23 protein-coding genes and 1 pseudogene are annotated in these 24,232 nt (G+C 63.2%); 10 read left to right on the forward strand and 14 right to left on the reverse strand.

All coding sequences use genetic code 11. The features are described 5' to 3' along the window. Nucleotides 1–26: 26 nt before the first annotated feature. The 4 genes from rplT to infC all read right to left on the reverse strand — a co-directional run bounded on the left by rplT (nt 27) and on the right by infC (nt 2,231). Nucleotides 27–428 (reverse strand): 50S ribosomal protein L20, encoded by a 402-nt coding sequence (rplT, locus tag MESS4_RS01350; RefSeq protein WP_006201247.1) that lies wholly within the window; start codon nt 426–428, stop codon nt 27–29. Between the two features lie 94 nt (nt 429–522). Continuing rightward, entirely contained in the window at nt 523–726 is a 204-nt protein-coding gene (gene rpmI / locus MESS4_RS01355; protein WP_006201248.1) for a 50S ribosomal protein L35, read from the reverse strand. A gap of 180 nt (nt 727–906) precedes the next feature. After that, on the reverse strand, nt 907–1,548 hold the full coding sequence (locus tag MESS4_RS01360; RefSeq protein WP_006325580.1) for an isoprenylcysteine carboxylmethyltransferase family protein: 642 nt from the start codon (nt 1,546–1,548) through the stop codon (nt 907–909). A gap of 146 nt (nt 1,549–1,694) precedes the next feature. Then, entirely contained in the window at nt 1,695–2,231 is a 537-nt protein-coding gene (gene infC / locus MESS4_RS01365) for a translation initiation factor IF-3 (RefSeq protein WP_081482097.1), read from the reverse strand. Nucleotides 2,232–2,435: 204 nt separating this feature from the next. On the opposite strand from infC, the gene MESS4_RS01370 reads away from it, so the two are divergent. The 4 genes from MESS4_RS01370 to MESS4_RS01385 all read left to right on the forward strand — a co-directional run bounded on the left by MESS4_RS01370 (nt 2,436) and on the right by MESS4_RS01385 (nt 5,806). Next, a complete protein-coding gene (locus tag MESS4_RS01370; RefSeq protein WP_006325581.1) occupies nt 2,436–3,200 on the forward strand; it encodes an alpha/beta hydrolase in 765 nt (254 codons plus the stop codon). Nucleotides 3,201–3,203: 3 nt separating this feature from the next. Beyond that, nucleotides 3,204–4,346: a benzoate/H(+) symporter BenE family transporter gene (locus MESS4_RS01375; RefSeq protein ID WP_006325582.1), complete on the forward strand. Its 1,143-nt coding sequence runs from the start codon at nt 3,204–3,206 to the stop codon at nt 4,344–4,346. Nucleotides 4,347–4,463: 117 nt separating this feature from the next. Beyond that, a complete protein-coding gene (locus tag MESS4_RS01380) occupies nt 4,464–4,946 on the forward strand; it encodes a DUF2852 domain-containing protein (protein WP_006325588.1) in 483 nt (160 codons plus the stop codon). Nucleotides 4,947–5,047: 101 nt separating this feature from the next. Continuing rightward, nucleotides 5,048–5,806 carry a M48 family metallopeptidase gene (locus tag MESS4_RS01385; protein ID WP_006325590.1) on the forward strand — a complete coding sequence of 253 codons (759 nt, stop codon included), beginning with the start codon at nt 5,048–5,050 and terminating at the stop codon, nt 5,804–5,806. A gap of 29 nt (nt 5,807–5,835) precedes the next feature. On the opposite strand, the gene MESS4_RS01390 is transcribed toward MESS4_RS01385, so the two are convergent. Both MESS4_RS01390 and MESS4_RS01395 read right to left on the reverse strand, forming a co-directional pair. Further along, nucleotides 5,836–6,054 (reverse strand): hypothetical protein, encoded by a 219-nt coding sequence (locus tag MESS4_RS01390; RefSeq protein WP_006325593.1) that lies wholly within the window; start codon nt 6,052–6,054, stop codon nt 5,836–5,838. Between the two features lie 173 nt (nt 6,055–6,227). Beyond that, entirely contained in the window at nt 6,228–7,130 is a 903-nt protein-coding gene (locus MESS4_RS01395) for a LysR family transcriptional regulator (protein ID WP_006325595.1), read from the reverse strand. Nucleotides 7,131–7,382: 252 nt separating this feature from the next. Here MESS4_RS01395 and MESS4_RS01400 point away from each other — a divergent pair, with 252 nt between their 5' ends. From MESS4_RS01400 to MESS4_RS01425, 6 genes and pseudogenes are all read left to right on the forward strand, one after another. Then, the gene (locus MESS4_RS01400; protein ID WP_036240454.1) at nt 7,383–8,042 is read left to right on the forward strand and encodes a phosphoribosylanthranilate isomerase; all 660 of its coding nucleotides are present in this window, start codon (nt 7,383–7,385) and stop codon (nt 8,040–8,042) included. A gap of 87 nt (nt 8,043–8,129) precedes the next feature. Further along, complete coding sequence (gene trpB, locus MESS4_RS01405) at nt 8,130–9,380, forward strand: tryptophan synthase subunit beta (protein WP_006325598.1); 1,251 nt, start codon at nt 8,130–8,132, stop codon at nt 9,378–9,380. Further along, on the forward strand, nt 9,380–10,420 hold the full coding sequence (locus tag MESS4_RS01410; protein WP_006325599.1) for a CBS domain-containing protein: 1,041 nt from the start codon (nt 9,380–9,382) through the stop codon (nt 10,418–10,420). Before trpB ends, MESS4_RS01410 begins: the two co-directional genes overlap by 1 nt. Further along, nucleotides 10,417–11,256 carry a tryptophan synthase subunit alpha gene (trpA, locus tag MESS4_RS01415; RefSeq protein ID WP_006325600.1) on the forward strand — a complete coding sequence of 280 codons (840 nt, stop codon included), beginning with the start codon at nt 10,417–10,419 and terminating at the stop codon, nt 11,254–11,256. Before MESS4_RS01410 ends, trpA begins: the two co-directional genes overlap by 4 nt. Nucleotides 11,257–11,353: 97 nt before the next feature. Then, nucleotides 11,354–12,217, forward strand: a pseudogene (accD, locus tag MESS4_RS01420) (acetyl-CoA carboxylase, carboxyltransferase subunit beta); the annotation flags it as partial. A 125-nt stretch (nt 12,218–12,342) separates the two neighbouring features. After that, a complete protein-coding gene (locus tag MESS4_RS01425) occupies nt 12,343–13,668 on the forward strand; it encodes a folylpolyglutamate synthase/dihydrofolate synthase family protein (protein WP_006325602.1) in 1,326 nt (441 codons plus the stop codon). Nucleotides 13,669–13,758: 90 nt separating this feature from the next. Here MESS4_RS01425 and MESS4_RS01430 read toward each other — a convergent pair whose 3' ends face one another. From MESS4_RS01430 to MESS4_RS01465, 8 genes are all read right to left on the reverse strand, one after another. After that, on the reverse strand, nt 13,759–14,172 hold the full coding sequence (locus MESS4_RS01430; RefSeq protein WP_006325603.1) for a type II toxin-antitoxin system VapC family toxin: 414 nt from the start codon (nt 14,170–14,172) through the stop codon (nt 13,759–13,761). Further along, nucleotides 14,169–14,417, reverse strand: coding sequence for a type II toxin-antitoxin system VapB family antitoxin (locus MESS4_RS01435; RefSeq protein ID WP_036240414.1), 249 nt, complete (start codon nt 14,415–14,417; stop codon nt 14,169–14,171). The genes MESS4_RS01430 and MESS4_RS01435 overlap by 4 nt, the downstream gene beginning before the upstream one ends. 117 nt (nt 14,418–14,534) lie before the next feature. Continuing rightward, entirely contained in the window at nt 14,535–14,816 is a 282-nt protein-coding gene (locus tag MESS4_RS01440) for a cupin domain-containing protein (protein WP_006325604.1), read from the reverse strand. Nucleotides 14,817–14,959: 143 nt separating this feature from the next. Beyond that, a complete protein-coding gene (gene trxA / locus MESS4_RS01445) occupies nt 14,960–15,283 on the reverse strand; it encodes a thioredoxin (protein WP_006325606.1) in 324 nt (107 codons plus the stop codon). A gap of 73 nt (nt 15,284–15,356) precedes the next feature. Beyond that, a complete protein-coding gene (gene addA, locus MESS4_RS01450) occupies nt 15,357–18,875 on the reverse strand; it encodes a double-strand break repair helicase AddA (RefSeq protein ID WP_006325608.1) in 3,519 nt (1,172 codons plus the stop codon). Then, complete coding sequence (addB, locus tag MESS4_RS01455; protein WP_006325609.1) at nt 18,872–21,994, reverse strand: double-strand break repair protein AddB; 3,123 nt, start codon at nt 21,992–21,994, stop codon at nt 18,872–18,874. The genes addA and addB overlap by 4 nt, the downstream gene beginning before the upstream one ends. Then, the gene (locus MESS4_RS01460) at nt 21,991–22,719 is read right to left on the reverse strand and encodes a nucleotidyltransferase family protein (protein WP_006325613.1); all 729 of its coding nucleotides are present in this window, start codon (nt 22,717–22,719) and stop codon (nt 21,991–21,993) included. Before MESS4_RS01460 ends, addB begins: the two co-directional genes overlap by 4 nt. Beyond that, nucleotides 22,716–24,227: a bifunctional tRNA (adenosine(37)-N6)-threonylcarbamoyltransferase complex ATPase subunit type 1 TsaE/phosphotransferase gene (locus MESS4_RS01465; protein WP_006325621.1), complete on the reverse strand. Its 1,512-nt coding sequence runs from the start codon at nt 24,225–24,227 to the stop codon at nt 22,716–22,718. The genes MESS4_RS01460 and MESS4_RS01465 overlap by 4 nt, the downstream gene beginning before the upstream one ends. Nucleotides 24,228–24,232 lie beyond the last annotated feature (5 nt).

The raw sequence follows: 24,232 nt of genomic DNA on the forward strand, positions 1-24,232 counted from the left end.
TTGCGAATGCTTGGGAAGCGCTGGTCTTAAGCGACAGCGCTTTCAAAAGCGTTCGGCGTGGTGTTCTTGAGGTATTCGAGCGCGACCTTGGCCTTGGCCACGAGCGCGGCGAAAGCCTGCGGCTCGTGGATGGCCATGTCCGACAGGATCTTGCGGTCGATCTCGATGCCGGCCTTGTTGAGGCCGTCGATGAAGCGGCCATAGGTCAGGCCGTGCTCGTGGGTCGCGGCATTGATGCGCTGTATCCACAGCGCACGGAACGAGCGCTTGCGGTTCTTGCGGTCGCGATAGGCGTACTGCAGCGACTTTTCCACCGCCTGCTTGGCGATGCGGATGGTGTTCTTGCGGCGGCCGTAGAAGCCCTTGGCGGCTTTCAGGACCTTCTTGTGCTTGGCGTGCGAGGTGACGCCTCTTTTTACGCGTGCCATGTCATGATCTCCTTAAAAGCAATTCCAGGAAATAGTGCCTAGCGGTTTTCCGTTCGGAATTGCGTAAAACAAATGCGTGTCCGGACCGAATGCCTTAGAGGCCGTTCGGCAGAAAATTCTTGATGACCTTCTTGCCATCCGGTTCAGCCAGAACCATCGTGCCGCGGGCATTTCGAATGAACTTGTTGGAACGCTTGATCATGCCGTGACGCTTGCCGGCCGCAGCCGACAGAACTTTACCCGTACCTGTGATCTTGAACCGCTTCTTGGCGGCCGATTTGGTCTTCATCTTGGGCATTTTGCTACTCCGTTTATATGCGCACGATCGCGCTTTTTGTTCGCTTCAGGCCGACCAAAGCCCGAAAAGCAAATGAAACCGCCACGGCATGCCCTGCCGGGCGGTTTTTTGGGAACGGCGGCTCTATACGTCAAAGCCGGCGGCTGTGCAACACCTCAGGAGAGCGACGTTCTAACCCGATCACGGGAAGCGAAACAGCACCGGCAGCATGCCCGACTGCTGCGCGCCGTCGATCAGTTCGAAGAATGGCAACGCCACCAGGAACACCAGGCCGTCCAGCAGCGTGGTCCGCAACAGGCGCGGCTTGAAGCTGCCGGTGTCGCCTTCCTCATAGAGCGAAAGCTTCGGCAAGAAGCGCGGCACTTTCGCCAGATAGGCCTGGTATGGCGCGCCGAGGACCTCCTTGAGATATCTCTCCTCGCGCAGGATGACAATGTAAAAAGCGCCCGCGCAAAGTAACCCAAAGCCGATCGTGGCTGCGATCGAGCCGATCTGTGCGCCGACGCCGGCGGCAGCCAGGGTGGAGAAGACATAGAGCGGGTTGCGGGTGATCGAATAGGGTCCGCCGGTCACCACTTCGGTGGATTTGCGTCCACCGATATAAAGCGTCGACCATAAGCGCCCGACGACACCGAGAAAGATCAGCAGGACGCCGACCATTTCGATCGTTTCGTGCATAGGCGTGTCGGGAGGGAAACCCGACTGGCCGAACAGCAGGGCCGCGAACATCATCACGATCAGAACGGCAAGCACCATCCTGCGCATATGCTGGTAGCTGCCAAGCCCGTGTTTGGCTTGCGCGTATCTGACTTGATTGACCATGTCGGGAATCCGATCGTCGAGGAACCTTGCCGCGAACGTCTGGCCAAGAAACAGGCGTCCCGCCGATCGCCGGGACGCCTTGCACCATGATTCAGGCGGATTTAATGCACGTCCCCCAAAGCTTGCCGGTTTTGGAGCAACGGCGTTTAACGCGGCGCCAGCACCATCATCATCTGGCGGCCTTCGAGCTTCGGTTCGGCCTCGACCTTGGCGATGGGCGCCACCTCCTCGCGAACCTTGTTCAGAAGCTGCATGCCGAGTTCCATATGCGCCATCTCGCGGCCACGGAAGCGCAGCGTCAGCTTGACCTTGTCGCCTTCCTCGAAGAAGCGCCGGACGGCCTTCATCTTGGTCTCGTAGTCATGGCTGTCGATATTCGGGCGCATCTTGATCTCCTTGATCTCGATGACCTTCTGGTTCTTGCGCGCTTCGGCCGCCTTTTTCTGGTTGGCGTATTTCAGCTTGCCGAGATCGAGGATTTTTACGACGGGCGGCACCGCGTTGGGCGATATCTCGACCAGATCGAGCCCCGCCTCTTCGGCGAGCAGCAATGCGTCGTTGATGGAGACATCGCCGCGGTTCTGGCCTTCGGCGTCGATTAGCTGGACCCGGGGAACCCGGATGTCACGGTTGGAGCGCGGCCCATCCTTGGTGGGCGCCGCTGCTTTGAAAGGTCTGCGAATGGTCGTGTTCTCCTTAAGCCGTTTCGTTCAGGGTTTTCAGTTCATATCCGTGGACGCGCCAATGCGGTGGCGCGCGGTCGGAGTCAATAGCACAGCCTTCTCAGGAAATCACCTGATTGCGGGCCTGCACCAAGCAAAGAAAGACGACAGCACTTTTCGCGGGACCTCCGGCTGTGCCAAAAGACCGGCGTGAAGGAACCAGCCATGACCCCTCCGGTTTTTCTCGACGTCGACGGATTGAGCATCGCCGCCCGGCAGATGGCAGGCGCCGCGCCCGGCATCGTCTGGCTCGGCGGCTACAAATCCGACATGCTGGGCACCAAGGCCGAAACCCTGTCAGACTGGGCGAGCCGGGAAGGCCGCGCCTTCCTGCGCCATGATTATTCCGGCCATGGCGAATCCGGCGGCGCCTTTGCCGACGGCACCATCTCGAAATGGCTTTCGCAAAGCCTCGCCGTCTTTCGCCGTTTCACCGAGGGCAAGCAGATACTGGTCGGCTCCTCGATGGGCGCCTGGATCGCGCTGCGCATGGTCCAGGAATTGCGCAAGGCCGGCGAAAACCGCATCGCCGGCATGGTGCTGCTGGCGCCGGCGCCGGATTTCACCGCCGAGCTGGTCGAACCGGTGCTGACCGAGGCGCAGAAGCGCGATCTCAGGGAAAAGGGGTTTTTCGAGGAGCCATCGGACTATTCCGCCGAGCCTTATATCTACACGCGCGCACTGATCGAGGACGGACGCAACAACCTGACGATGACCGGGCCGATCGACACGCACTGCCCGGTCCACATATTGCAAGGTCTGGCCGATCCCGACGTGCCGTCAAGCCATGCGCTGAAACTGGTCGGCCTGCTGCCAGCCGACGACGTCACGCTCTCGCTGATCCCCGGCGGCGACCACCGCCTGTCGCGACCGCGGGATCTCGACATGCTGGTGCGGGCGGTGGACGCCATGGCGCGGCGGGCAGGTTAGGCTATGCGCATTTCCATTCCGATATCCGCCTTCGTCGCGGCGATCGTCGGCTTCGGCGGCACGCTGGCCATCGTGATCGCCGCCGCCAAGGCGGTCGGCGCCACGCAGATCGAGACCGCAAGCTGGGTGACGGCACTCTGCCTGGCCATGGCAATCGAGAGCCTGTGGCTGTCATGGCGCACAAAAATGCCCATCATCACCGCCTGGTCGACGCCGGGCCTAGCCCTGATCGCGGCATCGAGCGGTTTCTCGATGGGAGAGGCGGTCGGAGCCTTCATCGTCACCGGTATCCTGCTGATCGCCACCGGCCTGTTCGGGCCGTTGACCCGGCTGATCGCCAGGATACCGGCTTCGGTCGCCTCGGGCATGCTGGCCGGCATTCTCGTCAGTTTCGCCACAAATGCGGTGAAGGCCATTCCCGCCGATCCCCGGCTGATCCTGCCGCTGATCGCGGCCTTCTTCGTCATCAGGCTGTTCAATCCGGCGCTTTCGGTTCTCGCGGTGCTGATCGGCGGCGGCTTCGCCGCCTTCCTCACCGGCCGGGTCGGCGGCCTGCCGACGCCGGAATTGTCGACCCTGACGCTGGTTGCGCCACATTTCTCCGTCACGGCGCTGATCGGGCTCGCCCTGCCGCTCTACCTCGTCACCATGGCCTCGCAGAACCTGTCCGGCCTCGCCGTGCTGAGGGCCGCCGGCTACCATCCCGAACCCGGCCCGCTGATCGGCGTCACCGGCCTGTTTTCGCTGCTGACGGCGCCGCTCGGCGCCTCGACCACCAATCTGGCGGCAATCTCGGCGGCGATCTGCACCGGGCCGGACGTGCATCCCGACCCCGCCGAGCGCTGGAAGACCGGGCCCTTCTATGCGCTTGCCTATCTCGTCTTCGCCCTGTTCGGCGCCTCGCTGGTGGCGATCTTCGCCGTGCTGCCGCAGAGCCTGATCGTGCTGGTCGCCGGGCTGGCGCTGATGGCGCCGCTCGCCAACGCGCTGTCGATCGCGCTCAAGGAAGAAAGCCAGCGCATGGCCGCCACCGTCACCTTCGCCGTCACTGCCTCGGGGCTGACGCTGTTCGGCGTCGGCGCGGCGTTTTGGGGCCTGGTCGCCGGCCTGGTCGTGCTTTTCCTCGAAATGCTCAAAAGGCGATAATCATTTCAGGCACTTGTCCGGTTTCGCCTGATATTGCCTTGAATCGCCGTTTTCCCCTTCCCATTTCGAATCCACGCAGCCGTATCTGGCTGTCTCCAACTGAAGGATTGGGAGAAAATGAACACATCCGCATTGATCCGTCCGGCCTGGACGCCGGCGACCATCGCACTGATGGTGATCGGTTTCATGGTGTTCTGGCCGCTCGGCTTCGCCATGCTCGCCTACATCATCTGGGGCGACCGGCTTGACGGCTTCAAGCGCGACGTCAACCGCGCCACCGACGGCATCTTCGCCGGCTGCCGCCGCGGTTCCGACAAGGCCGCGCGCTGGGGCCACGGCCCGGCCCGCACCGGCAATGTCGCTTTCGACGACTGGCGCGAGAAGGAACTCGAACGTCTCAATGAAGAGCGTAACAAGCTCGACGAGATGCTGGCCCAGTTCGACGAATACGCTCGCGAATTGCGCCGCGCCAAGGACCAGGACGAGTTCGACCGCTTCATGGCGAACCGCAACAAGTCGACGGCGCCGACGAAGACCGATCCGAGCAACGGAACGACGACCACCAAGCGTGGCAAGGGCTCGAACCTGCTTGACGACTAAGGCCCGGCGACAGGCCAAATCGTGAAAAAAACGGCGTCGCGCGAGCGGCGCCGTTTCTTTTTTGTTCTAGTCGTTTTCCTCGAATCGCGTATCGTCCGGCCATGACCATCGGCTTCTTCCGCAACCTGACCAAGCCCAAGCCTGCGCCCATCGTGGAGCGCGAGCATTGTGTCGCCGGCCGCACGCTGCCGCTCAAGATCGTCGAGAGCGATCGCGCGCGGCGGCTGACGCTGCGCATCGATTCCGGCGGCCGGGGCCTGCGCATCACCGTGCCGCCGGGCCTGCGCCGGGGCGAAGTGGAAAAATTCCTCGACCGCCATCAGGACTGGCTGGAGCAACGCTTGGCCAAGGTGCCCAACCGGCCGCAGGTGCGGCCGGGCATCAAGGTCCCGGTGCGCGGCGTGCCGCATCGCATCGTCCATGAACCGGCAAAGCGCGGCACCGTCACCATCTCGCGCGACGAGCGCGGTCCGCTGCTGATCGTGCATGGCGAGCGCATACATCTGCCTCGCCGCATCGCCGATTTCCTCAAGCGCGAAGCCAAGCGCGAGATCGAGCGGCTGGTGGTCAAGCACACAGCCACGATCAACAAGCGCGCCAAGGCTATCCGCTTCAAGGACACGTCGAGCCGCTGGGGCTCCTGCACCTCCGACGGCAATTTGTCCTTCTCCTGGCGCATCATGATGGCGCCGGCGCCGGTCATAAACTATCTCGTCGCGCATGAGGTGGCGCATCTCAAGGAGATGAACCACGGTCCGAAATTCTGGAAACTGTGCGAGCAGCTTTGCCCCGACACCGAGCGCTGCAAGGACTGGCTGAAGCGCAATGGCGGCGCGCTGCAGGCGATCATGTTCGATTGACGCGCCCGGACCGGTCCGAGCCGGTCCGCTCAGTCATCATTCGCGGCGTTGAGGTCCTCCGGTCGCAAGCCTTCGTCGCCATGGCGCGGCCAAGGCAAAAAACTCTTCTCGAATTCATCGCCGCCGAAATAGTCGAGCGCGCGGTGGGCCTCGGCGCCGTTGAAGGCGGCCTTGTCCATCAAATGCGCAATGACCTCGCGGGCCTGCGCAATCTTTTGCCTGAGTTGGGCGACGGTTTCGTCCGCCATGGTTTTGCTCCCGCCTGGATTGCCTGAGAGAAGGTAGCGCTTTGCGCGACGGCGGCAAATAGCGCGGCGCACAAGCACTACCCACGGATTTTAAGGACCGATTGAGAACTGGCGGCGGCCAGCCATGTCGGGTAACGCGCGAACCGCGAGGCAAGTGGCTATATTGCATCCCGCTAGGGAAGCGTTGACGCTTTGGGCAACCACTCTTCCATGAATTCGAGAAACGCCTGGACGCGCGGCGCGCGAAAACGCCCCTTTGGCGTCAGAGCCCACAGCGAAATCGTCTCCGAGCGATTTACATCGGCCAGAATTTCCACAAGCCTGCCGTCGTGAACGGCTTGCCCGACTACAAAATCGGCGAGGCGGACAATCCCATGGCCCTCGATCGCCATATCGAAAAGCATACCGACATTGTCGCAGGCGAAATTTCCTTTCGGCAGGAAGCGCACGATACCGTTTTCGGTTGCGATTGGCCAGGTCGTGGGCGAGGCCTGGCCCGACAGAGCCATGCAGTTGTGCCGCGCCAGGTCTGCAGCTGAAAGCGGGGTCCCGGCCCGCTGCAGATAGGATGGCGCGGCGCAAATCAATCGGCGCCCTTCTGCCAGTTTGCGGACCACCAGATCGGACCCAGCGGCCGGGCTACCGCGTATGACGAGGTCGGCTTGCTCGGCAACAGGATCAACGAGCCGGTCGGTCAAAGCGAGGTCCACCGAGACTTCGGGAAAACGTCGCAAAAAAGCGGGCAGCGCGTGCAACAGTGCCTGTCTGGCAAAGCCAGTGCTGGAATTGAGTCGCAAGTGGCCCTTGGGGCTGCTGCGGGTCGACGACACATCGTCCTCGGTTCGGCCAATGAGCTCCAGCACGTCGCGGGCACGTTCAAGATAGAGCGCACCTTCCGAGGTCAGCGCCAACCGTCTGGTGGTACGCGTCAGCAGACGAACGCCGAGCCGGTCTTCGAGGCGCGACACCAGCTTCGAGAGCGCAGAGGGCGTTACGCGCAGTTCCAAGGCCGCCTTGGCGAATGAGCCAACATCCACGATGCGCACGAAGGCGGCCATTTCATCCGATGCAGCCATATTCATGATCCACAGTCATGAGTGAGCTATCAATCTAACTGATTATGCGTCTTCCAGGAAATGATAATTAGGCGAATGACCGCTACCCCCCGGCGATTGCCGCCAATCGACTATGATCAGATCAGAACGGCTGCGGCGATCGAGCGCCGCAGGGCAATCAACGGATTTTATAGGGCAGTTTACAAACTGATCCGATCCACCTTTCGAAGGCTGTTCTCGACTCTTCTGCAATTTCATGGCAATCCCCGCGCCATGGCGCTCGACATCAAGATATGCGGGTTGAAGACCGACAAGGCATTGGCTGCGGCATTGGCCGGCGGCGCCAGTTATGTCGGCTTTATTTTCTTTGCGAAGAGCCCGCGCTATGTCGAGCCGGCGGAAGCCGGCCGCTTGCGCGAAGCCGCAATCGGCAAGGCCCAGGCGGTCGCTGTGACGGTCGACGCCAGCAATGCGTTCCTGGATGAGATCGTCGAAAAGATGCATCCCGACATGCTGCAGCTTCATGGTTCGGAAACGCCCGAGCGCGTGGCCGCGATCAAGGCCCGCCATGGCCTGCCGGTGATGAAGGCGCTGCCGGTCGGCGAGGCGGCCGATCTGGAGCGGATAAAACCTTTCATCGGCATTGCCGACCGTTTCCTGTTCGACGCCAAGCCGCCTAGAGGTTCGGAACTGCCGGGTGGCAATGGCATCGCCTTCGACTGGCACATTCTGGCCGGTCTTGACGCCGGCGTCGATTACATGCTTTCCGGTGGGCTCAACGCCGCCAATATCGGCGATGCCCTTCGGCTTGCCAGCCCGCCCGCAATTGACATTTCCTCGGGTGTGGAAAGCGCACCGGGCGTCAAGGATCCGGCGCTGATCGAACAGTTTTTCCGGGCCGTCAGAGCCGCGCGGAACACCCGCGCAGCCTGAAGGATAGAACCCGGAGCATGTCCCGGAAAAATGGAAACCGGTTTTCCGACAAGGACATGCTCCAAAACAAGAAGTAGGAGATCGGCGATGGACAAGCCGGCGATACCCAATTCCTTCCGCACCGGACCCGACGAACAAGGCATGTTCGGCATCTTTGGCGGCCGTTTCGTCGCCGAGACGCTGATGCCGCTGATCCTCGACCTGGAGCGGCACTGGAACGAGGTCAAGAACGATCCGGACTTCAAGGCCGAACTGACTGATCTCTCGACCCACTATGCCGGGCGGCCGTCGAAGCTTTATTTCGCCGAAGGCCTGACCAGGCATCTTCGTGAGGTTTCCTCGGCGAAGGGCCGCGGGGGCGGCGCCAAGGTCTACTTCAAGCGCGAGGACCTGAACCACACCGGCTCGCACAAGATCAACAATTGCCTCGGCCAGATCCTGCTGGCCAAGCGCATGGGCAAGAAGCGCATCATCGCCGAGACGGGTGCCGGCCAACACGGCGTCGCGGCGGCCACGGTGGCGGCGCGCTTCGGCTTCCCCTGCGTGGTCTATATGGGCGCCACCGACGTCGCCCGCCAAAGCCCGAACGTCTTTCGCATGAAGCTGCTCGGCGCCGAGGTCAGGCCGGTGACCGCCGGCCACGGCACGCTGAAGGACGCCATGAACGAGGCCTTGCGCGACTGGGTGACCAATGTCGAGGATACTTATTACCTGATCGGCACCGCCGCCGGTCCGCATCCCTATCCGGAGCTGGTGCGCGACTTCCAGTCGGTGATCGGCACCGAGGCGCGCGCCCAGATTCTCGAGCAGGAAGGCCGGCTTCCCGACACCATCATCGCCTGCGTCGGCGGCGGCTCGAACGCCATCGGCTTGTTCCATCCCTTCCTCGACGACAGGCAAGTGCGCATCATCGGCATCGAAGCCGGCGGCCGCGGCCTCGACGGCGTCGAACATTGCGCCTCGATGAACGCCGGCGCGCCCGGCGTGCTGCACGGCAACCGCACCTATCTCTTGCAGAACGCCGACGGCCAGATCATGGACGGCCATTCGATCTCGGCCGGCCTCGATTATCCGGGTGTCGGTCCCGAACATTCCTGGCTGCGCGATAGCGGCCGCGTCGAATATGTGCCGATCCTCGACGACGAGGCGCTGGAAGCCTTCAAACTGACGACGCGGGTCGAGGGCATCATTCCGGCGCTGGAATCGGCGCATGCCATCGCGCATGCGGTCAAGATCGTGCCAGATATGGATAAGGACCAGATCGTCATCGTCAACCTGTCCGGCCGGGGCGACAAAGACGTGCACACGGTGGCCAGCATGCTGGGCATGGAGATCTGATGACCTACAATCTGCTCCATCCGTTAGAAGCGTATGGATCCTCAGAAGAAATCCTGCAGGAAGTATCTGAGGGTCTGCAAGCTGGGTCGGAACCTCCCCGCCTCACTGTTAGAGAGTTTCTAAAATGGTTTGATGCCCAGCGGCGAGGACCAAACATCGTTGCTTGGATTGACGATCTTCTCAGCGAAGCGAAACTCGAAACCAAGCCCAACTACGTCAATACCTATATCGACGACGACATCTCAATTGTAGCTCTCTCCCCACCTGACAAAGCTTCAGCCGAAAAAAGCGCCGAAGCGGTTAGCCTTTCGGATCCTGTCTTACGCATTGGTTCGCTAAAGTCCGGGAAAGCTGCGCCATTGGTGGTGACGCCAAACGATTCGCTTAGACACGCCATTACACTAATGATGGTGAATGATTTCTCGCAACTTCCGGTGGTAACCGGTCCAAGAGACATCAAAGGGATCATTTCTTGGAAAACTATCGGGGAACGACTGGCGTCGAAGGTCAAGGGCGAAGAGGTCCGGCACTTCATTGAGCCGGCAAATATTGTCCCCCATGACGCTTCATTCTTCAAGAGTATCCCCGGAATTATTGAGCACGAGCACGTGCTCGTCCGAGGAGAAGACAATTCATTGGCGTCTATTCTAACTACAACGGATCTGAGCGATCAATTTCTGCAACTCACAGAGCCATTTCTTCTCATAAATGAAATAGAAAATCATGTGCGGTTACTCTTGCAAAATTGGGCGGATCTTTCAAAGCCTAATCTTGCAAACGTCTGTAAGCTAGACGATTCGTACACAAATATTTTTGACCTCTCTTTCGGTGACTATGTTAGGATTTTTCAAAGTGACCTTATATCGGATCCGTTTCCTCTGAATATAGACAGAAAAGAATTTTGCACCACAATAGATCAGATAAGGGGAATACGTAACGACGTTATGCATTTTAGCGCAGACCCAACTCCTCCGGAATCAATTTTCAAACTGCGCAAGGTGTCAGAGTATCTTCGAAAATTGCAGGTTCTAACATCATGACCACCCGCATCGACCGCCGCATGGCAAAACTGAAATCCGAAGGCCGCCCGGCGCTTGTCACCTATTTCATGAGCGGCGACCCGGACTACGACACCGCTTTGTCGATCATGAAGGCGCTGCCCAAGGCGGGCGCCGACATCATCGAAATGGGCATGCCGTTCTCCGATCCGATGGCCGACGGGCCGGCGATCCAGGCGGCCGGCCTGCGGGCGCTGAAAGGCGGCCAGACGCTGGTCAAGACGCTGAAGATGGCGTCGGAATTCCGCGCCGCTGACCAGGAAACGCCGATCGTGCTGATGGGCTACTACAATCCGATCTATATCCATGGCGTCGACCGCTTCCTGAGCGACGCGCTGGCCAGCGGCATAGACGGGCTGATCGTCGTCGACCTGCCGCCGGAGATGGACGAGGAATTGTGCATTCCGGCGCTCAAGGCGGGGATCAACTTCATCCGGCTGGCGACGCCGACCACCGACGACAAGCGCTTGCCCAAGGTGCTGCAGAACACCTCCGGCTTCGTCTACTACGTGTCGATGACCGGCATCACCGGTTCCGCGCTGGCCGACACCGGCAAGGTGGCGGCGGCTGTCAAGTGCATCAAGGGCCATACCGACCTGCCGGTCTGCGTCGGCTTCGGTGTCAAGACCGCCGAGCAGGCGCGCGTGATCGGCGCCAATGCCGATGGCGTCGTCGTCGGCACCGCGATCGTCAATGCCGTCGCCAATGTGCTGGGGCCGAAGGGCGAGAAGACCGCCGACCCGGCCGAGGCGGTCGCCACGCTGGTCAGCGGCCTTGCCCAGGGTGTGCGCGCGGCTCGCCTTGCTGCCGCCGAATAGTCTTCCTAGATCAGGTTTGTGCATGTCGTTATCCCAAAACCGGTTCCCACTTTTGGGCGACATGCACTAACTCTTCGTCAGGACAGGAGCCGAAGCGATGAACTGGATCACCAACTACGTCCGCCCGAAGATCAACTCGATGCTCGGCCGGCGCACCGACATGCCCGAGAATCTCTGGATCAAGGATCCCGAGACCGGCGAGATGGTCTTCCACAAGGATCTGGAGCAGAACCAGTTCGTCATCCCGGCCTCCGGCCATCACATGAAGATCTCGGCCAAGGAGCGGCTGAAATACTTCCTCGACGACGGCAAATACGAGACGCTCGACAACCCCAAGGTGGTGCTGGATCCGCTGAAGTTCCGCGACGAGAAGCGCTACACCGATCGGTTGAAGGACGCCAAGGCCAAGACCGGGCTGGAGGATGCGATCGTCAATGCGCTCGGAACCGTCGAGGGCCTGCCGGTGGTGGTGACGGTGCAGGATTTTGCTTTCATGGGCGGCTCGCTCGGCATGGCGGCGGGCGACGCGATCGTGCATGCCTTCGAGGTCGCCTTGCAACGCAAGCGGCCACTGATCCTGTTCGCGGCCTCGGGCGGCGCCCGCATGCAGGAAGGCATCCTGTCGCTGATGCAGTTGCCGCGCACCACGGTCGGCGTCGACCGGCTGAAGGAGGCCGGCCTGCCCTATATCGTGGTGCTGACCAACCCGACTACCGGCGGCGTTACCGCCTCCTATGCGATGCTGGGTGATGTGCACATCGCCGAGCCAGGCGCGCTGATCGGCTTTGCCGGGCCGCGCGTCATCGAACAGACCATCCGGGAAAAACTGCCCGATGGCTTCCAGCGCGCCGAATATCTGATGGAGCACGGCATGGTCGACATGGTGGTGTCGAGGCTGGAGATGCGCCAGACGATCGCGCGGCTCCTGAAAATGCTGCTCAAGGTTCCGCAGGAGGAGAAGCCGCTGGAGCCGGAAATCCTGCCGCCGGCGACGATCCCGGCGGAAGCGCGCCCGCAGGCCTGACGCGATATTCTTAGCCACGAACCGCGATTGCGCGCGATCCATCGCGCGCTTAGGATTCGCTTATGACAACGCTTGCCGCCGACCGCGAAATCGAAGCCCTGATGGCGCTTCATCCGAAGGGCTTCGACCTTTCGCTCGACCGCATCTCACGATTGCTCGAGCGGCTGGGCGATCCGCAGGATCATCTGCCGCCGGTCATCCACATCGCCGGCACCAACGGCAAGGGCTCGTGCGCCGCCTTCTCGCGGGCGTTGCTGGAAGCCTCCGGCCATCTCGTCCATGTGCACACGTCGCCACATCTGGTGAACTGGCATGAACGCTACCGGCTGGCCGCCGAGGGCGGCGGCAGGCTGGTCGACGATGATGTCTTCGCCGATGCCATTGCGCGCGTCGCCAAGGCCAATGAAGGCCAAAAGATCACCGTTTTCGAGATCCTCACCGCCGTCACCTTCCTCTTGTTTTCCGAGCATCCGGCCGAAGCCGCCATCGTCGAGGTCGGGCTCGGCGGCCGCTTCGACGCGACCAATGTCATCGCCAGGCCGGCAGTGTCGGTGATCATGCCGGTCTCGCTCGACCATGAAGCCTATCTCGGCGACCGGGTCGAACTGATCGCCGCCGAAAAGGCCGGCATCATCAAGCGCGGCTGCCCGGTGGTCATCGGCGCGCAGGAGAGCGACACGGCGTTGCAGGTGCTGATCGAAACCGCCGAGCGGCTGGACTGCCCGACCTTCGTCTACGGCCAGGATTTCCTCGCCTTCGAGGAAAACGGCCGCATGGTCTACCAGGACGAGGACGGGCTGATGGACCTGCCTCAGCCGCGGCTGCCGGGGCGTCATCAGTTTGCCAATGCGGCCGCGGCAATCGCGGCGGTCAAGGCAGCCGGCTTCGAGATCAGCCACCGCGCCGCCGAAAAGGCGATGGCCAGTGTCGCCTGGCCGGGCCGCATGCAAAAGCTGCCGCAGGGCAGACTGACGGATCTGGCGCCGAAGGGCGCCGACATCTGGCTCGACGGCGGGCACAATCCGGGAGCGGGCATCGTTGTTGCCGAAGCGTTGGCCGAACAGGAGGAAAAGAACCCACGGCCGCTTTTCCTGATCGCCGGCATGATCAACACCAAGGACCAGGCCGGCTACTTCCGCGCCTTCAAGGGCTTGGTGCGGCACGTCTACACAGTGCCGGTGAGCCTCAGCGAGGCCGGCGTGCCGAATGACGAACTGGCGATACGCGCCACCGAGGCCGGGCTGTCGGCCGAGCCGGTCAGTTCCGTCGCCAGCGCGCTGATGCTGCTGCGCGACAGCTGGGACGGGCAACCGCCACGCATCCTGATCGGCGGCTCATTGTACCTGGCCGGCGCGGTGCTTGACGAAAACGGCACGCCGCCGACCTGAGACGCTGACAGCTTCACAGCTGACGCGGTTTCCGTGCCTCCGGCAGTGAAACCTGCCTTGGCGCTCGGCTCGACAGGTTTTAGAGGTCGTTCAGAAATCCCATGGTGAAATCAGGTCAAGGCTGGTCGCGCCAAAGTCACTCAGATTGCGCGTTGCCAGCCGACCACCGTTCACGCGCGCGATCGCGGCAATCATGCCGTCGGGAGCTGACATGCCACGGCCTTTGCGCGCTGCCGTTCCCATGATCTCACCATAGGCAAGGGCAGCTTCTTCTGTCAGCCCAAAAATCCGGTCAGCAAACCGACGACGCCATTGAGAGAGTCCCCGCTCCAAGCGATCGGCACGCTCGTCAGGCCGTATTTTTTGAATACCAAAGGCAATTTCAGCAATCGTCACGGTAGGAAGTGCCAGTTCAGCATCATACCGGACAAGCCAGGCCACAACGGCTGGGTCCGGTGCGTTCTTCAGAGTCTCCGAAATCACGTTGGTATCGATGAAAATCAAAGATCAAGTCCTGTATGAGCTTGGCGGTCTTCGCGGATGATTTTCTCCAGATCAATGTCAGCACCACTGCTTGCCGTCAGGCGGGCATAGAAAGAGGAGGCGGGCTCGCGGCCCGCTTCACGAATTTCATAGGATTCAAGCGCGCGTTCGACCACATCGGCTATCGAACGATTTTCGCGACGAGCAAGTCTGTGGGCCAGATCGCGTGCTTTTGCGCTGCGCACGGAGAGCTGTGGTTCGGCCATTTTCAACCTCCTGTTTGCAAAAGATATACACCTGCGCAGGGCTTGCCATCAAGATGGCAATTGACAGCTTGCCATCAGACATCGCGCGAGTCGGACCGTCTGCCCATCTCAGGGCATCTACTTCAGTTCAATCTCGATAAAGGCGTACTCGCCCTCATTGGCGTTGATGACATCGTGCTCGACGCCCTCGTTGCGGAAATAGGGCGCCCCCTTCTTCATTTCGGCAAAGGATTCGCCGTCCTTGGTCAAGAGCTTCACCTTGCCGTCCATCAGCGGCACGACGACATAGTCATGGCCATGGCGATGCCAGCCGGTGTTGTCGCCCGGCTGGAAGCGATACTCGGTGACGATGACGCGTTCATTGTCGATGAAGACGGTGGCCTTGGCGGATCCGGTCATGGGGTTCTCCTGTCTTTCCCAAGCAGAAGACATGGAGGCATCGCGCGCGAGGGCCAGAGGCGTTGAGCGATGACGCCAAAGAAAAACCCGGCACGCGCCGGGCTTTTCTGCGGAATTCAGTGGGTCTGCGGAATTCAGTGGGATCAGGCGAGATTGCCGTTGATCCAGTGCGACAGCGCCGTCTTGGGTGCTGCGCCAACCTTCACGTCGGCCCTTTCGCCACCCTTGAAGATCATCAACGTCGGGATCGAGCGCACGCCGAACTGTGCGGCGAGCTCCGGATTCTCATCGATGTTGAGCTTGGCGATCTTGACCTTGCCGCCGAGTTCGTTGGCGATCTCCTCGAGGGCCGGCGCGATCATCTTGCAGGGGCCGCACCACTCCGCCCAGAAATCAACCACGACCGGCTCCTTGGCGTTAAGCACATCGGCCTGGAAATTGCTCTTGTCGACCTTGACGGTGGCCATGCGGAAATCCTTTCGATTTTTTCGTCGTACCAAATGTGGTGGTGATCGCGTCTTTGTTCAAGCAGGTGTTGTGTCACGCTGCCGTGAGTCGGGCAAGGGCATCATCCATGACCGCGCCCGGCAGCTCGATCAGCCGCGGCGCCTCGGTGAACAGCAGCGCCGCAGAGACCTCGCGTCCGAGGTAAAGCGGCTGGAGCAAGGCGCGATAAAGCGCAAGCTGGAGCACATAGGCCGGTGGAACCTCGGCCAGCGTCGCGGGCGCCGGCCGGTTGGTCTTGTAGTCGACGATCGACACCTTGCCCGGTGTCACCGCCAGCCGGTCGATCTTGCCGGAGATGGAGCGCAGCTTGCCCTTCACCTCAAGGCTGCCCATGACCGAGACCTCCGCGCGTGAGGACGGCGAGAACAGTTCGCCGAAGCGGCTGTTGGCAAGGATGGCGGTCACCGAGGCCAAGGCCTTGTCGCGTTCGGCATCGGGCCATTGCGCGCCGGCGCGCTTGAGGTAGCGTTCCGCCGCATCCCGGCGTTCGGCCTCCGCGATGCCGGGCAGCATCTGCAGCAATTTGTGCAACGCCAGTCCCCGCATCACGGCAAAGCCCGGCTCCGCCTCGGCATCCAGAACCGGCGAGCCCGTGTCGATCACCGCTTCCTTCGTCTCGTCGATCAAGGCCGAGGCACCGGAGGGCGACAATGGCCGCGGCAGATCCTCGTATGGCGGCAAGGGCTGGAACAGCGTCTTCGGCAATGGCCCGAATTGCTGCGTCTGATGCGCCTCCTCGGCGGCCGCATGTGCGACCGGCGGCAAGTTTGTCACATGGAAGCGATGCACGGCCTCGCCGGTGGCCGGGTGCCGCCGCTCCGTGCTTTCTGGCGCCCCGACCAGCGCGCGGCTGACGATCGAATGCCAGGTGCCGGTGTTCGGCGCCCGCTTGCCATGGTAGCCGCAGACGATCAGCCGGTCCTCGGCACGGGTCATGCCGACATAAAGCAGCCGGCGGTATTCGTCGTCGGCCAGTTCGCGGGCACGGACCGAAGCGGCCCGCGAAAAGCCGTTGGCGACATCGCCGGCCGAGCGCCAGAGATAGCCCTTGCCATCCCAGTGTTCGCCCGAACCCTCGAACGGCATCAGTCGCGGCAGATGCTGGTCGCTGAAAGGGGCCGAGCCGCCATCGACCAGGAACACGACCGGCGCTTCCAGACCCTTGGCGGCGTGCACGGTCATGACGCGAACCTCGTCGCGGGTCTGGTCCATCTCCCGCTTGATCTCGGGGCCGGCATTCTCCAGCGTCGACAGGAAGGATTCCAGCCCCGGCAGGCCGGTCCGCTCCTCGGCCAGGCAGAAGTTGAGGAATTCGTCGAGTATGTCGCCGGCTTCCGGCCCGAGCCGTGCGATCATCTTCCTGCGCAGACCGTCGCGGGCCAGAACGGCGGCATAGAATTCGAACACCGGCTTGAACGCCGCTTCGTTGGACCATGTGTCGAGTTGGGCAACGATTGTGGCCAGGGCAGCCTCCTCGCCAGCATGTTTTCTGAGCGAAGCGATCAACGGGAGACCGGACGGCCGCTCGCCCGCGAGCCTGAAAAGTGTCTCTTCCGAAACATCGAAGATCGGGCTGCGCAGCACGGCGGCAAGCGACAGGTCGTCTTGCGGCTGGATGAGAAAATGGCCGAGCGCGATCAGGTCCTTGACCGCGATATGGCCAGGCAGGCTCAGCCGGTCGGCGCCCGCGACCGGGATGTCGCGGCGCTTCAGTGCGCGCGTCAGCGCATGGACGAAGCGGTCGCGCTTGCGCACCAGCACCAGGACGTCGCCGGGCTGAAGTTTCTTGCCGCGGCCTTCGATGATCTCGCCTCCGCCGATCCAGCCGGCAATGGTCGCTGCCACGTTCTCGGCGACGCGCACCGCCGGCGCATGGGCGTGGTCGACGGCTTGCGTCCAGTCGTCGGGCTCGTCGACGGCATCGGCGCCAATCGAGGGCCAGACCTCGACATAGCCCGGCGCATCGGTGCGGATCGCCTGGTGGCTGAGCGGATCGGGATCGTGGCTGATGCCACGCCGCACGGTGGGGTCGGCGAAGACGCGGTCGACGGCGGCGAGCACGTCGTCGCTCGAGCGGAAGGACCAAGTCAGTTTGAGATCGGCGAAGGCGGCATCGGCGTCGCGCACCTTGCCGGCAAACAGCAGCCTGGAGTCGGCAAAGGAGTCAGGGGCCGCCCCCTGAAAGGAATAGATCGACTGCTTTTCGTCACCGACAGCAAAGATGGTGCGGTGGACCGCATCGCGCGCGCCTTGCCCGGCAAAGAATTCTTCCGCCAGCCGCTTCACCACCTCCCATTGGTCGGGACTGGTGTCCTGCGCTTCGTCGAGCAGGATGTGGTCAATGCCCTGATCGAGCTTGTACTGCACCCAGGGGCCGGCATCGGGCCGCGCCAGGAGATTGACAGTGCGGGTGATGAGGTCGTTGAAGTCGAGGAACCCGCGTGCACGCTTCAATTGCTCGTAGCGGGCGATCAGCCAGTCAGCGATGGTCAGCGCGGCGCTTGTACCTTCCAGCATCCTGAACAGGGCCAGCCGGTCGACGGTTTCGACGATGGCGTTGGCCGTCGAGAGATAGCGTTCCGCAACATCTGGCAGCCGGTCGACCAGAGCTTTCTTGAAAGCCTTTGCCGGATCGTAGGCGTCGCCATCGGTCTTGAGGAAGGCTCTCGCAAGCAATTGCAGACGGCGAATGGGGTCGCCCTCGGCGAAAGCCTGACGCGCATAGGGCAGGATGTTGTTCAGCACCGTCCTGGCGTCAGTGGATTCGGCCGCCTGAGTGAAGCCGGCAAAATAGTCCGGCAGGAAGCCCGGCAGCGGCCAGACCGACGCCGCTATGTCTTCGGCGGCCTGACCGGAGCGGAAATGGAACTCGTCGAACAAGGCCTGGAAGCGGGCACCGTCGCGCCCGACGGCGTCGATGAAATTGCGCAAGCCGTCGCGCTTGCGCACGATCTCGCCCAGCAAGGCGTCGAGACCGGCTTCACCGCCACGATCGAGAATGGTGGCAAAGGCCTCGGCCAGTTCCCTGTCGCCGGCAGCGGTGCCGGAAATCATGTCGCGGCGCGCGGCGGCGAACAGCGATGCCTCCATCTGGCCGTCGAGCATCTCGAAATGAGCGGGGATGTTGGCTTCCAGCGGGAATTGGTGCAGCACCGATTCGCAGAAGGCGTGGATGGTCTGGATCTTCAATCCACCAGGGGTTTCCAACGCCTCGGCGAACAGGCGGCGGGCACGGCGCATCGTCTCGAGATCAGGACGGCGTCCTTCCAGCGCTTCCACCTTTGCCGCAAGATCCGCGTCACCCAGCGTCGTCCAGCCCGAAAGTGTCGAAAAAACCCGGTTCGACATATTGGCGGCGGCGGCGCGCGTATAGGTCAGGCACAATATCTTCGACGGATCGGTGCCGCGCAGCAGCAGCCTGATGACACGCTGGGCCAGCACATGGGTCTTGCCGGAGCCGGCATTGGCCGACACCCAGGCGGAATTTCCGGGATCGGCGGCGCGGGCCTGGCTCGAAGCGGTATCGCTGGGGATGGGATAGGCCTTCTTCATGCCTCCCCTCCCTCGTCACCGGCGTCGCCGCCAGCCGACCATTCGAGCACGCGGGCAAGATGGTCGTAGTCGCCATCGGTCTCGCCTTCGCGAAACGGCATTGCGCGCGACAAATATCCGGTCGCCGGGTCGGCATAGTGGATCAGAAGTTTCTCCAGCCGCGCCCAGGCTTCTTCGGCCAGATCGGCTGCGGTTCGCGGCTTGCGGTTGTATTCGAGGATGGATTCCTCGAATACCTCGCCGTTCGGCTTCAGCCGGATGAAGGCCAGTTGCGAGGGCTCGCGCGCGCCCAGACCCTTGAAGGCGCCGCGCCTGAGCAACGCGCCCTCCAGCGCCAGTTGCGGCGACAGCAATGTGTGCGCCTGCGCCTTGGACGGCGAGGAGCCGGTCTTGTAGTCGAGAATGTCGGCCATGCCGCCGGCCAGGAGGTCGACGCGATCGGCATAGCCGGACAGCGTCACGCCGGATTGGCCGACGACGGTCTTTTGGGCGCGCTCCTCGGCATGCCGCCGGGCTACCGCATCGGCGCGGCCGCGCTCCCATTCGACGATGCCGCCGGCAAGCTTTTCGAAGCGCGGCCACCATACCGCCTCGACATCGTCGGGAAGGGCCGCCTCGGCGAAGCAGGTGCGGCCAGCGGCGATAAGGCCGGCCAGCGCCTCCGGTGCGCGCGGGTCGGCCACGCTCGCCGAGAAAAGATGCAGGATGGCATGGAACAGCGTGCCGCGTTCGGCGGCGCCCGGATCGCGGATGACCGGATCGAGCGGCATCAGGCCGAGTATCCTCCTGGCATAGATCGCGTAGGGGTCGCGGCGCAGCGTCTCGATCTCGGTGACCGAGAAATGGGTTGGGCGGATCGCCAGCGGCGGCTTCGGCTGCGGCCGCGGCGCGAAGTCCCGCTTCTCGCCGGCATCGAGCGCGCGCGCCCAGGCCAGCAATTCGTCGCCACGCCGGCTAAGCACCGCCGCATGGTCCTTACCTATGAAGGTGAGGATACGCTGTAGCCAGCGCGACGGCACCGCCGGCGCATCGCCGGATCGGGCGGAGCGCGCCAGCACCACTTTGCTTGCGCCCATCGCCATCTGGAAATCATGGGCGGCAAGGCCGATACGCCGTTCGGGCGGTTCGAGGTCGATGCCGCTCTTCATCAGCCGCGACATGAAGCGGTCGCTCTCCGGCTTGCGCGGCCACACGCCTTCGTTCAGACCGCCAACGACCAGCGTACCGACGCTTTGCAGGCGGGCTTCCAGCGCGCCCCAGATGGCGATGTTCCGGTCGGTGCCTTGCGCCGGCTTGACCGTTTCGGGCGCGATCAGCGCCTCCATCACATCAGGCCATTCGTCCGCGGCGAAGGAGAACGGCACCAAGGCGGCGACCAACCCGCGCAACAGCTCTGCGAGTTTTACGCCGGCGTCGCCGGCATAGAGGCCGCTTAGACTGCCATCCGCGGCTCGGCCGAGATTTTCGAGCACGACGACGCTTGCTCTGCTCAGCGTGGCAAGATCGGTGTCGCCCTCGCCGCGCAGGGCGATCAGCGGCGCCAGCGCGGCAGCAAGGCGGACAAGCAATTCGCGGGCGCCCTCGATGCTGCGCACGGTCAGGCGCGAGAACCAGAAGGGCTGGCGCTTGTCGCCGCTCAGGCCAATGAGACCAGAATCGAAGAGCTGCGGCAGCGATGCGATGTCGGGACGTCCGGTGCCGCCGCGCAGCGCCACCAGTTCGACGATCTCCGCGGCATGGCGGACTTCTGTTCTTTCCAGGCCGATACCAAGCAGCGGATGCTTGAGCAGCGACAGCAGCGCGACCGGATCGCCAGGGCGGAAGGCGGCCTGAAGCATCAGCCTGAGCAGGCCGGCGGCAAGCGTGTTGGCAAGCGGCGTGCCGCCGGAATCGTCGGCAACGACGCCGAAGCGCAACAGCTCGGCTGCAACGCGCCGCGCCAGGGCACGGTCGCCGGTGACGAGCGCGGCACGCCGGCCGGGTTCTTCGACGGCGCGTTTGAGCGCGACGGCGATCGCCACGGCCTCGTCGCGTTCGCTGGCGGCTTCGAGAAGCGTTACATTGGCGAAGGCCTCGGCGATCTCGCCTGATGTAAAGCCGAGCCGCGTCTCGGCCCACAGTTCGGTGGTCTCGGCCGGACGCAGCGCCTCGCCGACAAGGGCCGCGCGCAGCGCCAGCGGCTTTTCGGCAACCGCGATCTCCTCGACATCGCCGCGCGGCACGCCGATCTTGCCGATCAGTTTTGCCAGGCCATATTGCGGATGGCCGAGCAAGGCCGGGCGCGCGCCAGGTGCTGCAATCGCCGCGAAGGACGGCTCGTCCAGCGTCGGGTCAAGGCCAGGCAGCACGACGGCGCCGCCGGGCAGGCCGGCAATCACGGCAAGCAGTTCGGCGGTGGCGGGAATAGACCCGGTGGAGCCGGCGGCGATCACCGGCCCAGCGGGCGGGTTGCGCTTCAGCCGCGCCGCTTCCAGCCTGATCAGCGCATTGCGATGCGCGGCGGGGTTGGAGCGATTGCGCTCCTCCAGGATATCAGGCCAGTTGTCGGTGACGATGCCGAGGAAATCGAGCGTCACTTGCCACCAGCCGGCCAAATTGCCGGTCACCAGATCGGCAAGCCTGGTCCAATCCGTGCCTTCCGTCTCGATCTCGTCCATCAGCCGGGCCAAGTCGCGCGCCAGCCAGATGGCATCGGCGGCCGAGGCCGGCACGACGATCTCCTCGTCGAAAAGGGCAGCAACATGCGCCGGCAAGCGACGTTTCCAAGCACGCACCAGCGGCGCCAGCAGCAGCAGGCGCTCGATCGCGGCGATCGGCGGCGCCAGATCGAGAGCGGCCGCCGCTTCGGCCTCGAACGCAGCCTCGTCCTCGTCGAACTCGCCAAGCGGGCGGATGACCGGCAGGATCGCCGAGCGGCTGCCCAAACTGTCGACGAAGACGCCACGTAGCGCGCGCGCGGCGCGGCGGGTCGGCACGTAGATGGTGGCATCGGCCAGCGCCAGCGGGTCGCCGTCGAAGCGGAAGCCGGGAATGAGCCGACCCGACAGCAGGGCCTCTGCCAGCGTCGGCAGGAACGGCGCTCCGGGGGGAATCGAGAAAACGCGGCGGGAGCCGCTCATCGTGACTCGGCTAGCGTACCGGCAACCGCCGCTTCCGCAAGCGGAATGGCGTCGGGCGTGCCGACGGTGATCCAGTGACCCTGCATTGCCATGCCGAACAAGCGGCCAGCAGCGATGGCAGCATCGAAATAGGTGTTGAGCGAATGCGGCCCGGCCGGCGCATCCCTGAAAAGGCGCGGATGGACAATGGCCGCACCGGCATAGATCAGGCCCGCCGGATCGCCCTTCGAACGCCGCAGGGCGCCGGCCGGCGCCATCAGGAAATCGGTGCCGCCGCTATGTCCGGTCGCTGATTTGATATCCGCGAGCATCAGCAGAATATCCATTTTCGCCGCATCCCATGCAAGGGCGAGACGAGCAAGGTTGGGCGCGCCGGCGTCGATCCAGAAGGTATCGGCGTTGACGACGTAGAAAGGGGCTTTGCCCAATTCCGGCAAGGCATGGACGATGCCGCCAGCGGAATCGAGCAGTTTTTCGCTTTCGTCCGATATGACCACCTTCGGAGCGCCACGCCCGGCGACATGAGTGACGATCTGCCCCGGGAGATAATGGACATTGACCACGGCCTTGGTGACGCCTGCCTCGGCCAGGCTGTCCAGGCCCCAGTCGAGCAATGTCTTGCCTGATATCCTGACCAGCGGTTTCGGCATCGTATCGGTGATCGGCCGCATGCGCTTGCCAAGCCCGGCGGCGAGCACCATCGCGGTTTTGAGGTGCGCCGTCATAGCGGCCGTTCCTCCAGCAAGCCATGCGCGATGTAGAAATCCCTGAGGCCGGCCAGCGCCGGATGCGCCAGCGCCCGCCTGAGATAGTCGCGAATGCGCGGCAAGTGCTTGAGATAATAGGGCTTGCCGTCACGCTTTTCGAGCCGCACGAAAATGCCGAGGATCTTCGAATTGCGCTGCGCCGCCATGATTGCATAGGTCTCGACGAACGCCTCTTCGTCGAAGGCGCCGGCCGCGTGGCGCGCCGCGCTGTAGGCATCGAGCGTCCGCTGCTCGATGTCGAGTGACATGGTGACGCGCGCATCCATGGCGAGCGAGGCGAGATCATAGGCCGACGGGCCGATCAGCGCGTCCTGGACATCGACGATGCCGAGGCGATCGTGACCGGAACGATCGCCCCGCCAGATGATATTGGGCGAATGGAAGTCGCGCAGCATCAGCGTGTATTCCCAACCCTTCAGCCGGTCGAGGACGGCGTTCCATTCTTTTGTATAGCCGGCGCGCAAGGCGTCGCTGGCCGGGCTGCCTGATATCGCCGGCACATACCAGTCGACCAGAAGATCGGCCTCGATCATCATCGCGTCTCGGTCGAAGGGCGGCACGTCGTGGAAGATGCCGGGTGCGGCTTGCATCCGCTCGGGCCAGGACTTGCCATGCATCATGGCCAACAGTTCGGCCGCCGCCGCATAACGCTCGGCGACCGGCTGGCCATCGCTGCCAAGGAACCCTTCGGCGCCGAGATGCTCGAGCAGCAAAAAGCCCTGGTCGAGATCCTCGGCATGAATCTCGGGGACACTGACGCCGCCGGCCCGCAATGCCTTGTCGATGGCGACGAAGGCCGTGACGGATTGCGCTGAATGGGCGATCACCGCATAGGGCTTGCCATCGCGGACCGGCGGCCCGAGCACCAGCCTTGGCGAGTTCATCAGCACACGCGGCGGCAAGCCGGCCAACGAGACGATCTCATAGGAGCGGGCCGAGGCGTCGCCGATGAAATATCGTCTTTGCGCGTCGCCCCAGCCGGCCTGCCCTAGAAAATCGCGCATGGCCAGCGATCGCGCCGCGCGCTCGAAGGCGGCGCCTTGCCCCGACAATCGGGCCAGACGGCCATCGTCCTGATGGGCGAGTTCGATCTGCACCGCGGTCTTCGGCAGATAGGACCCTGCCCGCTCCGGCCATTCGACCAGCGCAGCGCCTTGCGCCAAAGCCTCGTCGAAACCCAGTTCATCCAACTCGGACGCCGCGGACAAGCGATAGAGGTCGAAATGATGGACGGGAACACGTGCGTCATAACTCTGGACGAGCGTGAAGGTCGGGCTCGGCACGTCGAGGCCGGCATCCCCGGCCATTGCCCTGATCAGCGCCCGCGCCAAACTCGACTTGCCGGCGCCGAGATCGCCCTTCAGGGCAAGCACGTCGCCGGGCCGCAGCGACATGGCCAGATCCTCGCCGAGCCTCGCGGTCGCGGCCTCGTCGGCGAGAAATCGCTCCAGTACCAATCCCGCCATCGAAC

It is taken from the genome of Mesorhizobium sp. STM 4661, assembly GCF_000359125.1.
Taxonomy (GTDB): Bacteria; Pseudomonadota; Alphaproteobacteria; order Rhizobiales; family Rhizobiaceae; genus Mesorhizobium.